Below are 14,469 nucleotides of genomic sequence, written 5' to 3'. Positions count from 1 at the left end.
TCCCTCCTATGCCGTGTGCAGCACGGTTCGGCGGCTACTGTTGAGCAATAACGCCAACGTGCAGACCGCAAACACCACTCCAAGCATCTCGAAACCGAACGAGGCAAACAGCAGCCAGCCGATTTTTGCCAGGTAGATCGCTGGAGTTGCCAGCATGCCAAGGCGCTCGAACACACCTGATGCAACATAGCCTTCAACGAAATCGCTGGCGGCCGGCCAGTCCGTGGTCATATCAAATACGACGAAGAAATACACCAGCCACTGCGCCAGCACAATGTTGTACTGCGCAAAGCGTACAGTAAACAACTCGATCAACGTCGGCAGCATCGTCAGGGTGAACACAAGCAAGCCCACATAGCCAGCGAGCTGCCCAGCAAACGTCGGCTGCAGCTTTTGCACAGCAATGTCCGTCCACACATACGTCGGTTTGAGATCGAAGTGCCAGGCCAGCGCTAAGAAGAGAAACGACACCATCCCAAGCGGGATCGCGGTGAGTAGGGCTGGCAGGCCGTGAAGCGTGCGCACGGCGTTGAGGCCGCGTTTCAGGTTTTCACCCAGGTCGATGATATCGAAAAACCAGGTCATCGGATTGCTCTTTCTAGCGCGCTTACTCGTAGTAGAATAAGCGCGCTCTGAAGTTGTGATCAGAGCCAATGCCGGGGCGTGTTACAGCACGCGCCCGGCTTTAAGTATTATCGTCACTCTCTTTCGAGAGAAATTTAATCGGCGGTAGCGGTGGTAGTTGTCGCGCAGAGCCATCATAGATAACTTGTTTCACTTCTGCTTCTGTCAGATGAGTAGATGCCAGAAGTGCCTGCGCAACATCTTCGACTGCCCACCAATATTTATCAATAAGGTTGATCGCACGATGATGAAGCCAATTAAGAAAAGCTTCGGTCTCTTGCCGGTTGCCGGAAATAGCAAGCGCCAAGTCCATAGCGTTTTCCATGTCTTTAGTTCGGCCAATATGGTTATATCTACCTCGGTGCTTTCGTTCAGCGATACCGCCAGCGAAATCGCAAATTATATACTTCTCAATGTGTGCGCGTTTTGTAGGGCTAATCTCACCATAGTCGAGTGCTGTGAAGATGCTCTTGCTAAGCCCTTTGAAGAGTACATGACCAAGTGAGTTCTTACTCTCATTCGGTTTAATGGTGGCATGTCTAAAACGGATATCCTGAAAGTGGGCTGCAATCGCATGACCAGCTTCGTGATGGGCTGTGCACATTAACTCCTTAGTGGGTTTGCTCATACTATTGAACTCCATAACTAAAAGAACCTCTGATGAGGCTAATCACCACCACTACCTGCGAACTGTCTAATCTGCTCGGGACGTTGCTTCAGGAACTGTTTCGAGGCGCAGAAGATCACCGATGTCACACTTGAGGTACTCGCAGAGGCGAGCCAGTGTGTCGGCAGGATATTCCTTGATAGCGTTGTTGGCGATAGCAGTAAGCGTGTATCGACTAAGACCAGTCGCACGTGCAACTTCAGACAGTGCAATGCGCCGATGTTCGTCTTGCGCTTTCCGCGCCAGCAAGACCTGGAAGTTGTTGAGCACAATTTTCACTCCATCATGATGCGTGAATTAGTATTCCTCGTCAATTTTATCACTTTAGCTCATATATTGCAAGTATAACTAACAAAATGATAGTTTATTTATAAGCATTGGTAGTGGAGTCAGCACAGCTCCACCACCAGCGCGCTCGTTAATCGGCAGCGCCGCCTATGGTTTGTGTATTCAACGCTTTGCAGTATCGCAGGTGAAGCCAGGCCATAAGGCAATGCTCGCACATCCGGCAGCGGCGAAATTTCTTGCAAGTACACGCTTCAGGTGTTGCGACGTATGGCCCAAGCCGTTGGTAGTCGAGCTGAAGTGCGCCATCGGGCAGCTGCGAAATGCGCCGACGGTTGCGCCTCATCTTGTAGGCGATTATTGCAAGATCGGCCGCCCACGCTGCGGGCATGGTTTGCTCAGCGCGCTTGATAACGCGAGCGAGCACAGGTGCATCGAAGGTTAGCATGTCGTGCCTCTGTGGTAAATTGTCAATGTGCAGCGGGCGCAACAGAATGCGGTAAAGTGGCAAAATTTGCCATGTAAAACGGCAGAGGCGCGGCAGTTGTCTGCCGCGCCTCTGCCAGCGAGATGCTACACGGTGAATAGGTGCGGCTGCCAGGCGCGAGCGCGCTCGATCAGCTGCTCAATGATGTTGAATGTCAGCAGTGGCGTCATAAGCTGGGTAGGCCGGCGGGTGTAGTAATCGCGCCGCTGGGGCCACAGAGCAACAGCAATGTAGCGCGTATCATCTAAAAACCAGCCCGATTTTCCGATATCGATAAGCGGCGGCTCGCCCTGTTCAAACGTTAGACCGACGCGGTAATCGCGCCAATTTGCATTAATGCCGATCGGGCGGCCCTCGCCAATAATGCCCTCGACGGGTGTGCCGTCGGCCAGCGGCTGAAGGGGAATCAGACGATCGCGGTTCATGATGAACTCCATTGATGGTTTGACGATCGTGGTATACTGTGGCTGATACATGGAAAGGCCCTTTCTGTGTGATGGCTGAGAAGAGCTGCAACCTCTTCTCGGCCTTTTCTTTTGCTGAGAATTAGATTTTCCAGGCTACCCCAATACCATAGGCTTGTGTCCTTTCTGGCGCCTCTGGCGGCAATTGGCCAACTGGGCGCCGATTGTGCAGGCCGGCCGCGTGTAACGTAAGTATACCACGGTATACATAGCTTGCAACACTTTGTTTATCAAAATTCGGTAGAATTCCTTGTATTTATCGAATATTTGTATGTTAATAGTAATAAGCAAGCACGGCATATATGACTAGTCATATATGCCGTGCTTGCTTATTAATTGCCAATTAAACGAATATAATATGCGATTTTCTATTTAATTGTGATATTTATTATATTATCATCCAATAAATTAACGTTCTTTTTTAGTTGGTGGTGGTAATCTTTCGCGTTGATATCTTTTAATTTCAGAGCCAGATATAAGATATACTGGCCCTCTACGCTCTAACACTGTTTCAGCAGTTATGCGCCCACGTCTAATATGTTGCACAATAGTCCGCCACTTCAAGTGAAGAATTTCACCAGCTTCTTTTGTCGTGTATTTGTGCTCGTCGTTTATATTTTCAATATTTAGTGGTGGCTCGCTGCCATCACCAGGTTTGGGTTTGTCCATTCCTATCGCGCTCCTCGTGACATACATGGTCGAATAGAGCGAGTATACCATTGTTTATACGAGGGACGATACTACGTATCACAACTAGATATTTGACGATCTCTTCATGAATCTGCATTACTGTGGACTAAAAATGAAGTGAGCGTAATATGTCTGAAGATGAGATCGAAAATCAATTTGCGCGCATTACCCAACTGAATATTCTGCGGGAAGAATATGCTCGCCTCTGGCGCGCAAACGGCGACCTTAAACGCATTCATGAACTCGAACGACTTTTAGAAGCCCAGCTAACTACTGCCGAACCTATCGTGTTGCCAGACTGGTTTGCAGTTGGCATAGATGGGCCGTTGCGTCCCCCTCGAACACCACGCGAATTGCACACCTGTCAACAATTGATCGATCCTGTTTTGGGCAAACGTGGATGGATGGCGCATCACATTACCCGCGAAGAAACATTCACCCATTGTCGTGACAGGCGGCGATATCGTGTCGATTATGCCCTTCGAATGAAAGTAAGCCCGCGTGGGCAATTCAGACTAGTTGCCTTTATCGAGGCGAAGCACGAGGGACTATCGCCAATGCAGGGATTGGAACAAGTGAAGCATTACGCTACTGGCCGACGTGAGCGAATACCATTTGTATTTTCAACGAATGGGCGATTCTTTATGCAATTCGATCGACGCACAAAGGCGTTGTACGGCCCTTATCCGTTCGATGTTTTCCCAACACCTGCTGATTTATTGCTGTCGATAGCGACGAAAGATTGTATCCACCTCGACCCTAACCCTTTTGATGGTGTTTAGAAATATTTTGCCGTGTATGACACGGCCGCTCGTTTCTTGTTGTGTATGACACACCTATAAATTGCAGCCCCTGCCCCCTGTCATACAGCGACGCTGTTTTGCCCATCTGTATGACAGGCTCGGACGGCCCTTCATGGCATATTTGACAGGGTGGATAAACCGTATTTTACAGCATTAGAAAGGGGAATAGCGTTTGCTGAAATCCCAAAAGCGCCCTAAAATGCATCGTGCGGTTTCTGTCAGCAAGAGGCATTATCGTGAGCAAATGGATGACATACGCCGAGGCAGGGCTCGAATTAGGTGGCGCAGCGCGTCCTTGGTCGCACAAAACCATCCAGAATCTCATTCGTAACGGCTGGTTGACCTCGAACGGCATTAAAACGCGCTCGGCGCGTGTGCTTGCGGCCTCGGTAGAAGCACTGAGTAATCGCTTGCAAGAGAAACCATCACCATGCCTCACAAAGCCAAAGCCACAGGAACCGCCGCCCCCACCCCCACAAAGAAGCGCGGCGAAGGCAGCGTCCACGAGTACCCGAAAGGCTCGGGCCGCTGGCACATCGAAATCCCCAACCCTGACGGTGGTAAGCCTTTACGGCGACGCGCAGCAGGGGCAACTACACGGGAGGAAGCCGACGCCACGCAAGCGAAATCAGCAAGAGATTGAGGCATCAAAACAAGCCAAAGTTACCCTTCGTGAGCCAAGTCCCGTGAAGAAGCCCATTCGCAGAGTGCCGCGCAATAAGGGAATTTCACAATAATTGGGCGCGTGGCATATGCTGCTAGGGAAGGTGAGATGTGAGTCAATGGCTAACGTACAAAGAAGCCGGTATAGAATTGGGTGGCGCATTGCGGCCCTGGTCGATCAAAACTATTCAACGTTTAGTGAAGGCTGAACGTCTGAAATCAAACGGGATGCGCAATAAGTTGGTACGAGTCGAGCGCTCATCTCTCGAAGCGCTTCAAACTGAACTCAGAGAGGGCAAACCACTATGGCGCGACAAACCCACCACCGAAAAATCACCCTTGCCCCAGCCGCTAGTACCTATGGTGAAGGTACGACGTACACCGACAAACAACGACCGGGCCGCTGGCTTGCAAAGTTCCCCCTGGGACACGGACAATCCAAAACTCGTCGTTTCGCTAGTGAACAAGCGGCGGCCTCGTGGCGCGCGGCGAGGTAAGGCACAAAACTCGACCAAGACTGAATAGTCATCACGGCGGCGTCTCGCAGTGGCTGTATCGTTGATCAGACAGTCCAGAAAATTGCTCGAAAAGTGCCTCCCAAAAATTGTGCGAGGCACGTTTACTAACTGAGACCTATTTCGAATCACTGGGAGCGCAATTATAAAGGCGGATTCTCTACCACCTATGATTAGGGAGGTTGGATATGGCCAATAATATTTGCCCATCCTGTGGATTATCAAATATCCCCGAACGTCTTACTTGTAAAAGATGCGGAACGTCAATTCATGGCGGGCCGATGCCTTTTGCTACGAGTGCAAAGCCTCTTGAAACAAGTTTTCCAGATCATTTTGGAGATCCTCAATTTGCCCATCGAAGTGCTGAGGCGGTTTTTCAAGATTACTTAACTACCGCTAAAAGTATTGCAAAACGCACACGAGAAGAGGTCGGAAAACGCCCGCAGCCGTTGGGAATGGCATTAATGATAACCATATTGGTTTGCGGCGCCTTTATGTTTGGAAGTGCTATTATATTCATTAACCCAGTTATTATGGGAATTAGTGCAATAATAGGTTTTATTGTAACTATTATCTATATGTTTCATGCAAATCATGTTATGAATGCACTACGTGCTGAAATCGTCGATACAGTTGATCGAGAGAAACCTGGTTTTAAAGAATTTTATCTCGAATGGAAGCGCGGAAAAGACGCTGAAAGCCGAAAACTTGCTACTGGAGTGCTTCTCGGATTAGTTGGGGCAACTGCTATTGCGATAAATGAAACCCGCGATAAGCGAGAGCGTCGGCAAGTTGAACAAGCAGAAAAAGATTTACAAAAAATTACTGAAGAAATTGAAAAGCTCAAAAAGAAGCTTTGAAAATATGATCAATAGCCTGTCAATGAGGAAGTAACAGCTACTTCTTTGTGATCGAGCGTAACTGAATCTTGGTATTGGCGCGGCGGCCGGCTTCATCCAGTGCTTTGCGGATAGCACGCTGTATCGCTTCTTCAACTTCGCGTGCATTTCCACCTTGCACATTGACCGTCATATTCACGTTTACGACCGTCGGCGCTTGGCCAGTGCTGGCTGGCGCAATCTTCGGCACGCTCGGCAGAATATAGCCATCCTGCTTGGGTACAAAGAACTCAGCGCGCTCCTCGCCCACCACATACCCCTGCCCCTTCGTGACTGGCCCGCCTTTGGCGCGGGGTGCCCAGCCGATCAGCTTCAGGAACTCGGGCGCAAAAATCTTGGCTTTGGCGCCGCGCAATTCCTCGTAGATCGCCGCGCCGCCCGCAATCTTCTTGAAGCTGTTTTCCCAAAACTTGTCGAACGTTTCCTGCTCTTTGTCCAGCGCCGCCTTCTGCGCGTCCTTGCGGTCGTTGTAGTAGTTGTCGAATTGCCGCTTTTCTTTGCGGTACTGGTCGTCGCGCTGCTGATTGGTGATGTCCCAATAGTCCTGGCGCTGCCGGTCTTCCAAATCAAACTGGTGCTGCAGGTTCTCGCGCAACTCATCACGCCGATCCTGCTCGGCCTGGCTGATCTGGTCGGCTTCTTTGTCTTTGGCTTCCTGGTTGTGCTGCAACTGCCGGTCGAGCGCATCCTGCGATTGCTGGTTCTGCGCCTGCATCTGGTCGTTATACAGCGATGCCTGCGCCTGATACCAGAAGTCGGTCGTTTCGCTCTCGGACTCCTGCGCTTTGCTTTGCAGGTCGCGCAGCTGCATCTGGTAGGTCTGCTGGTTGCGCCGCACATTGCCATAGTGCCGCTGGCGGGCCGCATTGTCCTGCGCCGCAAACTGGTCGTCGATCTTCTTCTTTTGCGCTTCGTCCTGCTTGGCCCAGGTTGCTTCGAGCTTGCGCATGCGGTCGCGCTGCTCGCGCTTCACGTTGCGATCTTCCCAGTACCGCTGTTCTTCGATCTTGCGCTCAGCCGGCAGGTGTGACCGCTTCAGCGCGATTTCGGCGTAATATTGTTCGTCGTCGAGGTCTTCGGCCTTTTTGCGCCATTCCAGCTTCTTCTTGAGCGCTTCGTCCAGATACTGCTGCTCAAGCTCGGCGCGCTCTTTGGCGGCTTCCTCGGGCGACTTGCCTTTCTTCTTCTTTTTCTTGCCGCCGCCACCGCCGCTGTGATGGTCTTGCAGCGCCGGGTTGGTGTCATCGGATGGGTCGAGGATCGCGCCGCCGCCACCCATCGCCACCCAGCCCGAACCCACCCGCGTTTGGCCTTTGCGTCCAAGCGGCGTCACGGTGATGAGCTCAGGGTCGGGCGCATCACCGACCGTCAGGGTCATGGGCTTGGACGCGATGAACGTACCGCCACCGGCCGCCTGCGCGCCGCCGTGCTGCGGTGAGCCGCCGCTGCTGCCACCACCACCCGAACCGCCCGAGCCGCCACCAGGAGCCGGGATATTACGAATTGCCCCGGCAGCGCGCTGCGATGCTGCGACAACCTGATCGGCCGACGCCGACATGGTTGTTGCCCATGTGCGGCCCATCGCGGCTTGCAGTTGCAGCGAACTAATCACCGCGTTTTTCTGGTCTTCGCTCGCGCCCTTGACCTTGTTGGCCTGATCCTGGGCGCTGGCAATCACCGCCTGCCGTTCTTCGTCGGCCTTGGCCTTGGCTTCATCGGCGGCTTGCTTGGCAAGGTCAATGCGAATCTGCGAGGCTTGCTGCAGCGCGGCCGTGGCTTCGTCGTACTGCTGCTGCAAGACTGCAAGCGCTTCGGGGTTGCCGGCCAGTTCCTGCTGGCGCTTGTAATACTGCTCGTCGAGCCGCTGCTGCGCCTCGATCTGCTTCATGCGCTCGTCGTACTGCTTTTGCGCGAACTCGGCGCCCTCGGTCGCGGCAGTCTGCTGGGCTTCCTTGGCAGCGTCGGCGGCTTTCTTGCGCGCATCCGACTCAGCCTTCTCGCGGGGCTGCATGGCCTTGAGCTGCTCATCGGACATGCCGGCCAGTTCAAGGTCGTTGGCCTCCTGCGCCGCCACCATATCCGCGCTGGTGGTCAGGATGTCGGCGGCCAGCGCTTTATAGGCCGCAGCGCGCTGCTCGGCGTACTTGCGGTCGATGTCGAGCAACTTCTGCTGGCCCGACTCTTCGATTTTGCCCAGGTCGTTCTGGAGCTTTTCAGCGGCCTTGGCTTCTTTGCGCGCCGCCGCATCTGCTTTCCGTCCTGCGGCGGCGCCCGCCTTTTCCTGCGACGCCGTATAGGAATCTAGCGCCGTCTTGGCGTTGATATACTGCGCGCTGTTTTTGCCGTAGATTTTGGCGGCTTCGTCAAGTTCCTTGTTGTACAGCGCCTGCTTTTGGGCCGCCGTGCCGGTCGTCAGGATCTGGTTGCGCCGGGCATCGGCCAGTGATTTCTCTGCTTCGGCTTGCGCCTTGAGCTTGGCGTTGAGCGCGGTAAGATCCTCGGCGTCGCGCTTGGTGCCGGCATTCAAAATCGCGTCGGCACGGTCAGCACCACCAGCACGAGCCGCCCGGCCTGCCGTCGCCATTGGCACGCCCGCCTGCGCTTGCAGGGCCGCGAGCTTGGCCTTTGCGTCGGCGGCAGCCAGCGTCATCGCAATGTACTGCGCGACCGCCATGCTGATTTTGCCCGCCGCCTGCGCCGATGCCACGCCCGAGCCGTCGATGTTCGGGTTGAGCAGCATAAACGCATTGGCGGCGTTGATGGTTTCCTGCTGCAGTTCGAGCGTCTTGGCCTTCTGCGCGTCCTTGGCCTGCGCGTCGAGCAGCGATTTGTCGGCGGCTTCCTGAGTGACGCCAATTAGCGCCTGGATTTTCTGGTTGAACAAACCGTAGGCATCACCGGCAAACTGCGCCATCTGCGCGGAGATTTGCAGCCGGTTCGCTTCCAGATCCTCGTAGGTAATCGCCGTTTCCAGCGCGGTCGTGGCGTTCTGGATTTCCTGAGTACGCGCATTGATCGCGTTGCGCATGGCTTCGATGCGCTGGGCAGTCGCCTCGCTCGTATCGCCAAATTGCTGCGCGGCATTGACCTCGGCGGCGTAGTTGGCAATGGCTTCTTTTTGCGCATCACGAAGCTGGGTCAGCGCGTCAGCCTGGCCCTGCGTGCTGTTCTTGGTGGCCTGGGAAGCGTTGTTGTAGGCTTCCAGCGCGGCGGTGCTTTCCTGCCACCACTGGCGCTGTTCCAATATCCACTGCGCGCCGTCTTGCAACTGCTGCTGGTAGGCTTGGTATTTTTGGAACGCAACGACGCTGAGCGCCACTGCAGCGCCGACCAGACCCATACTGAGGGCCAATTGAGCTTGCGCGCCACCATAGGCCATGGTCGCCGCAGCCGCTGCGCGCAAGCCGTTTGTCTTCAGTTCGAGGACAATCAGGCCAGCCGTTTCAGCGGCGGACGTGATGCCAGTCGCAATCGCTTGAGCAGCCGTGGCGAAGGTCGCGGCATTTTGGGCGGCTTGGTACACCAACCAGGCCGCACCAGCTGCTGCGATGAATGGCGTGAGGGTTTGCAGATTCCCAATCAGGAACGTGAACGCGCCCGCGCCGACGGCGGCCATCTGCCCGAGACTGTCACCCCAGCCGCGAATACTGGCCTGCACGCTGGGGTCGGACATCGTATCGACAAACTGTATCGCCAGTGGCTGAATGGCCTGGAACGTGCCCGCGAAGAACTCGCGGAGGCCCACTTCTTTGATGTCGGACAGCGAATTGAGCAGACCGGCCCAGGTATTTGCCTGCCGCTTGGCCGCGCCGCCAAAATCACGCTCCAGGCTCTCGACAATCGCGGTGATGGCGCGATTGGCAGGAATCAGCCCCTTTTCCTGCATCTGCACGATTTCGTTGGTGGTCTTGCCGAACGCATCGGCCAGGATTTGCCGCACGTTCAAGCCGGCTTCGGTGAGCTGCAGCATCTCACCGCCCGCGAGCTTGCCTTTGGCCTGCACCTGACCGAGTGCCAGCGCAATGCGCGACATCGTTTCTTCGCTCTGGCCTGAGCCAGAAGCAAAGTCGATCATCGCTTGCGTCAGCCGCTTGGCGTCGACATCGGCTTTATTGGCCGTTTCCGACACAAAGCCATACGCCTGCGCCATCTTGAACGCCTGCGCAACGCCTTGCTGGGAGAAGGGGGATTGAATAGCGAGCTGCTGCGTCCACTTCAGCAGTTCTTGCGACTTGCCGGTGGCTTGGCCGAGCGCCTGCGTCATGTTGGTCGCCGCGCCCGATGCCAATTCTTCTTTGGCGACCAGGGCTTGCAGCGACTGCGCGAGGCGTTCGTTGTCGGAGTAGGACTGGATGGTGGCTTGACCGAGGCTAATCAGGCCACTGGCAGCTTCTTTGATGACGCTGAACTTGGTCAGCGCCGCCACAATATCATCGACCGGCTTGCGAGCTTTGGGGGCGCTTGAGCCGACCTGATCGAACGCACCTGCGAGCTGATTCAGCCCGCGAATCGCCTGCTCGATGCCGTCGATTGCAACTTTTCCCTGGATGCCAGGAACTGAAACGGCCATTGAAATGCCTCAGCCATACTGAAGCGCTCAATGGCGCGTGCTTCTGTCGAATTGCGTGCAGCCGCTTTAGGCTGCGAGGGTCACAAGCGAACGCTGATGGGGCGCAAACTGCGATGGTGTGCGCACCGCAGCCAGCACCGCCTTTTCAAGGGCGTACAGCAGGCCGAGCGGTATCGTGCGAAGGATGAGTGACCACTGGGCCGCCTGCTCAGTGGGATCGGCACAGGCGGTGGGAACGAGCGCGTGCCCAGCATCGTCGATCACGTCCCACCAGATGAGTGCCTGGCCCAGCAGGATCGACAACGACTCGCGCGACTCGGCCCAATCCACCGTGATTATGGCTGGCTTAAAATGCACTTCGATCAGGTGCTCGCCGTATTCGACCAACACAATACCAACAGGCTTTTGCAACTCGCGCAGCGTGACCGCCACAACACTCATCCTTCAGGCAACAAAAAAGCCCCAACCCAAGAAGGGTGAGAGCTCAGGGCTCGTGTTTCGCCTTTGCCTGATTATACCATGCCGTGCAAGCACTAACGAGGGTAAATCCACACCTGCTACGGTGCTTTTGGATCATCAGACCGTATCGTTACACCATCACCGGGCAAGTAGTAAACACCGGAGGATATAACATTGACTGGATCGCCATTTGAAGTAACAAGCCGCTGAGTACCTTCGGTTACACTAGGCGACTCACCCTGCGCATCAGCACGGGCATATTCGGTGTAGATATATAGTGTGTACTCTCGTCCATCATCGCCCTTAGCTACAAACGACCCTGTGCGCTTTTCCATACAGTTAGCCCTTGTCTTGACGGCCTGATATAGCATTGTAGCCGCCCTATTGTCGAAGATCACGATATGGCGTGGCCGGCCAGTTATCACTGCCGTGCCTTGCCAAATTGCGGCTACCGACCATGCAGAGTGAAGTGTAGCATGGTCGGACAGGAGTATCCAGCGTCGAAGCGTGAGATAGCTATTCCTGTATATCCTCCCATTTACGCGCATCTACGAGTAAGGTAAGATGTTTCACATTAGCTGTAGCAACAGTAACCGTATGCCCTTCATCAGCTAGCATAAGGGCTTGACCACATAAAACCATATCTCCATCAAACGCATCATCCGACGCTGTAGGGTAGCCTTGAATCCTAGTTTCTGCCCAAACCTCTGCTGCGCGTCGCATTGCTTTTGTTGAAAGCGGCACATAACCCAGGGTCGATACAAATTCATCTAAAGAAGTGAGTATTTTTGATGATGCAGTACGTTCAGGCAATGTTCTTTTAGGGCTAGTAGCTGCTCGTATAATGCCGCGACGCACTTCATAGTCGCATACTTCAGGTATACGCACATCAATCCCTTTGTTTAAAAGTGTCGCAAGCCATAAAAAACAATCTTCATGCTGCTTGCTAGAATGCGGTGCGATCACAAAGCCTAGAGGCGTTGAGTCAAGCAGAATAATCCGACTCATAGTCGATCACGGTCTGACAAACGATCCTTATCAAGAGATTCTTCGATTGCTGCCCAAGCAAGACTGTGAGTTTCTTTGTCTTGATCCCATATTTTGCGAAGAAGTGCAAGTGCGGAATAGTTTGGATGAGAGATATCCACAGTAAGGAACGGCAATGCTCTATTACCTTTATCGCCTTCTCCTTGAATGTTACTCTCTCCTGAGATTTGTGTTACTCCGTCAGGGTTAGATGCCCGGCCCATGATAAGCCTTGGCGTCCAGGTAGCATTACGAGCAACAGCAACAGCAACACCCCTTGCGTGGGTTATCTGCTGTGAACGTCCAGCAGTGAGCCGAAAACTACCCTGCCTTGGCTCTCTGATGACCTGACGAGATGTAAAATGGGCATCTGACTTAATCTGCTTGGGCTTCTGGCCGGTCTGTGCCATGTTCTTCTCCTTGCCCATTTTCACTTTGCGGTTCGCGAATTTCCCAAACTAATCGCCGTCCATCATCAAATGGCATACCCTGTTCTATTTCAACCCATACAAGTGCTTGATCTATCCAGCCTTCGCTAGAGGGAAAAACAATAGGTGCGGATTGCTGAGCTTCCTGAAGAGCCGATTCCTCAGTTGCACTCGTAAGAAGAACTGGATTGACGCGAATTTCTGTATCATCACCTACTATACGGCGTGCAATATAAACAACAGAATAGAGCTTCATAGAATGACCCCTGCCGCAATAGTGCCTATCTTATGCTAGCACGCTCATTCAATGCAGTCAATGATACTACCGTAATGACGTGATAGCACTAAAACGCCTTCGGCTCATCACCGAAGGCGTTTGCGTAGAAGGCGTTCAAATCATTTTGCGCGGCATTTTCCGCGCTTGCGTGGCCTGTGTGCGATGTCCGAGCTGGCTCACGCAGCTGTCGCAGTATTTTCGGCGTCGGCCGCGCGGCGGTTGCTCGACTGCTGACGCGCACACAACGCAGGACGTGGTGGCTTTGAGCGTCGTGCTGGTGCGAGGCACTGCGTGCCGGCAGGTGTCGCTACAATAGCGCCGTGTGCGCCCTCGTGGTGGCTGCTGGAGCGCGGCGCCGCAGGTGGTGCAGGTGGTCGGTCGAGCACTCATCGCTACTCCCACAGCGCCGGGCCGGTTTGCGGCGCCATTGGGTCAGGCTTTGCAGGCGTCTCGGCCGGCGCTGGTGCTGGCTCAACACCTTCTAGCGGTCGGCCCCAGGGATCGCAGGGTGTGCCGTCGCGCATGAAGTACTGTGCGTCAGCGCGGCCGGCACCCACCACGCGCGCAGGCTGGGGCCACACTATGTCGCGCTCGACTGGCTGTACAGGCTCAGGAGCCGCGCTGGGCTGCTCTGTAGGCTCGTCAGCCTGGAACTCGGCCAGCAGCGCCTGTGCCTCGGCTAGCGCGGCTTGCAGGTGTGCCAGTTCGGGCGCGAGCGAAGCAACCTGTGCCTCAGCCTCGCGCAACTGCTGCCCAACACGCGCTGTCTGGCTGCTCAGCGATGCCACATTGTTCAGCCGTGATCGCAGCTCAGCGTTGGCCCGATCGACGCCTTCGCGCGCCTCTGTAACTGCCCCTTGAGCAAAACGCAACTGGATATTGAGCTCACCGCAGCGTTCATTCCAGCGATCGGCCGCCGCAATGTCGCCTGCCTGCCGTGCCTTTGCTCGCTCTTCCGCAGCCTCGTGGTAGGCGCGCTGGGCTTCGTCACGGGCCTGTTCGGCAGCAGCAAAGGCCGCCCGTGCTTGAGTTGGGGTTTGAGTTGCCATAATGTTTCCCTTCTGTTTATTCGTGAAAAAGTCGTTAAAGCCTCACACATCATGGGACGCGCACGCTCGGTGCACGCTCACGTCGCGCTATTTGGCTTGCTGCTCGGCTAAAATGGCCTGAGCGACCTGCTCGTACTGCTCGCTTGTGCGACACTGCGACACACGGTTCAACTGCTCGGGCGACAAGCGGTTCAAATCGAGCTGTGGCGCGGGCTTCGGCGCTGCGGCCAGGCGCGCGTCGGCGCTGTCGATGAAGGCGCGCAGTTGGTCGTTTGACCACCAACCAGCAGGCTCGCCGTCGGGATGCGCTGGCAGGCTCGCACGCAGTTCGTCCAGCTCGGCGTCGCTCAACGGTTCAAGTGGGATAGCCCGCGTGTTGTTTTTGCCTGAGCGCAGCGTGCGGCCGGTGCCGCGCGGCCCAAGAAAGCTAGCTAGCAAACGGGCTTCCTGCGCAGGTGAAAACCGCAGCCAGCGCTCAAGCGGAATTTGGTCGAGCAGAGTGTCGATTTCATCTTCGGTAGTCATTGAATGCTCCTGTGTGTGAGTGCGCCGGCCACCACAAG

Annotated in this window: 17 protein-coding genes; 3 read left to right on the top strand and 14 right to left on the bottom strand. The window is 54.9% G+C overall.

The genetic code is table 11. The features are described 5' to 3' along the window. Positions 1–6: 6 nt before the first annotated feature. From M1P90_RS14695 to M1P90_RS14670, 6 genes are all read right to left on the bottom strand, one after another. Positions 7–654 (bottom strand): hypothetical protein, encoded by a 648-nt coding sequence (locus M1P90_RS14695; RefSeq protein ID WP_483703443.1) that lies wholly within the window; start codon positions 652–654, stop codon positions 7–9. A gap of 31 nt (positions 655–685) precedes the next feature. Further along, on the bottom strand, positions 686–1,252 hold the full coding sequence (locus M1P90_RS14690; RefSeq protein WP_483703441.1) for a hypothetical protein: 567 nt from the start codon (positions 1,250–1,252) through the stop codon (positions 686–688). A 66-nt stretch (positions 1,253–1,318) separates the two neighbouring features. Further along, positions 1,319–1,561, bottom strand: coding sequence for a helix-turn-helix domain-containing protein (locus M1P90_RS14685; RefSeq protein WP_483703439.1), 243 nt, complete (start codon positions 1,559–1,561; stop codon positions 1,319–1,321). Positions 1,562–1,709: 148 nt separating this feature from the next. Further along, entirely contained in the window at positions 1,710–2,024 is a 315-nt protein-coding gene (locus tag M1P90_RS14680) for a hypothetical protein (RefSeq protein ID WP_483703437.1), read from the bottom strand. A gap of 125 nt (positions 2,025–2,149) precedes the next feature. Then, a complete protein-coding gene (locus M1P90_RS14675) occupies positions 2,150–2,488 on the bottom strand; it encodes a hypothetical protein (protein WP_483703436.1) in 339 nt (112 codons plus the stop codon). 447 nt (positions 2,489–2,935) lie between these two features. Further along, positions 2,936–3,196: a helix-turn-helix domain-containing protein gene (locus M1P90_RS14670; protein WP_483703434.1), complete on the bottom strand. Its 261-nt coding sequence runs from the start codon at positions 3,194–3,196 to the stop codon at positions 2,936–2,938. 149 nt (positions 3,197–3,345) lie between these two features. On the opposite strand from M1P90_RS14670, the gene M1P90_RS14665 reads away from it, so the two are divergent. The 3 genes from M1P90_RS14665 to M1P90_RS14655 all read left to right on the top strand — a co-directional run bounded on the left by M1P90_RS14665 (position 3,346) and on the right by M1P90_RS14655 (position 6,058). Further along, positions 3,346–3,999 carry a hypothetical protein gene (locus M1P90_RS14665; RefSeq protein ID WP_483703432.1) on the top strand — a complete coding sequence of 218 codons (654 nt, stop codon included), beginning with the start codon at positions 3,346–3,348 and terminating at the stop codon, positions 3,997–3,999. A 795-nt stretch (positions 4,000–4,794) separates the two neighbouring features. Continuing rightward, a complete protein-coding gene (locus tag M1P90_RS14660) occupies positions 4,795–5,208 on the top strand; it encodes a hypothetical protein (protein ID WP_483703430.1) in 414 nt (137 codons plus the stop codon). Positions 5,209–5,386: 178 nt separating this feature from the next. After that, positions 5,387–6,058 (top strand): zinc finger Ran-binding domain-containing protein, encoded by a 672-nt coding sequence (locus M1P90_RS14655; protein ID WP_483703428.1) that lies wholly within the window; start codon positions 5,387–5,389, stop codon positions 6,056–6,058. A 37-nt stretch (positions 6,059–6,095) separates the two neighbouring features. Here the strand turns inward: M1P90_RS14655 and M1P90_RS14650 are convergent, their stop codons facing one another. The 8 genes from M1P90_RS14650 to M1P90_RS14615 all read right to left on the bottom strand — a co-directional run bounded on the left by M1P90_RS14650 (position 6,096) and on the right by M1P90_RS14615 (position 14,431). Continuing rightward, on the bottom strand, positions 6,096–10,667 hold the full coding sequence (locus tag M1P90_RS14650) for a tape measure protein (RefSeq protein ID WP_483703426.1): 4,572 nt from the start codon (positions 10,665–10,667) through the stop codon (positions 6,096–6,098). Between the two features lie 66 nt (positions 10,668–10,733). Then, positions 10,734–11,099 (bottom strand): hypothetical protein, encoded by a 366-nt coding sequence (locus M1P90_RS14645; protein ID WP_483703424.1) that lies wholly within the window; start codon positions 11,097–11,099, stop codon positions 10,734–10,736. A gap of 125 nt (positions 11,100–11,224) precedes the next feature. Continuing rightward, a complete protein-coding gene (locus tag M1P90_RS14640) occupies positions 11,225–11,461 on the bottom strand; it encodes a hypothetical protein (RefSeq protein WP_483703422.1) in 237 nt (78 codons plus the stop codon). Positions 11,462–11,642: 181 nt separating this feature from the next. Beyond that, positions 11,643–12,134 carry a type II toxin-antitoxin system VapC family toxin gene (locus M1P90_RS14635; RefSeq protein WP_483703420.1) on the bottom strand — a complete coding sequence of 164 codons (492 nt, stop codon included), beginning with the start codon at positions 12,132–12,134 and terminating at the stop codon, positions 11,643–11,645. Then, positions 12,131–12,562, bottom strand: coding sequence for a hypothetical protein (locus M1P90_RS14630; RefSeq protein WP_483703418.1), 432 nt, complete (start codon positions 12,560–12,562; stop codon positions 12,131–12,133). The genes M1P90_RS14635 and M1P90_RS14630 overlap by 4 nt, the downstream gene beginning before the upstream one ends. After that, complete coding sequence (locus M1P90_RS14625) at positions 12,528–12,836, bottom strand: hypothetical protein (protein WP_483703416.1); 309 nt, start codon at positions 12,834–12,836, stop codon at positions 12,528–12,530. Before M1P90_RS14625 ends, M1P90_RS14630 begins: the two co-directional genes overlap by 35 nt. Before the next feature lie 413 nt (positions 12,837–13,249). Then, positions 13,250–13,906, bottom strand: a complete 657-nt coding sequence (locus M1P90_RS14620) for a hypothetical protein (RefSeq protein ID WP_483703414.1) — start codon at positions 13,904–13,906, stop codon at positions 13,250–13,252. An 87-nt stretch (positions 13,907–13,993) separates the two neighbouring features. Beyond that, positions 13,994–14,431 carry a hypothetical protein gene (locus M1P90_RS14615; RefSeq protein ID WP_483703412.1) on the bottom strand — a complete coding sequence of 146 codons (438 nt, stop codon included), beginning with the start codon at positions 14,429–14,431 and terminating at the stop codon, positions 13,994–13,996. Positions 14,432–14,469: the final 38 nt, after the last annotated feature.

Source organism: Kouleothrix sp. 19917 (assembly GCF_057073505.1).
Note: the sequence above shows the minus strand (reverse complement) of the source record. Positions and strands in the feature narration are given on the sequence as shown.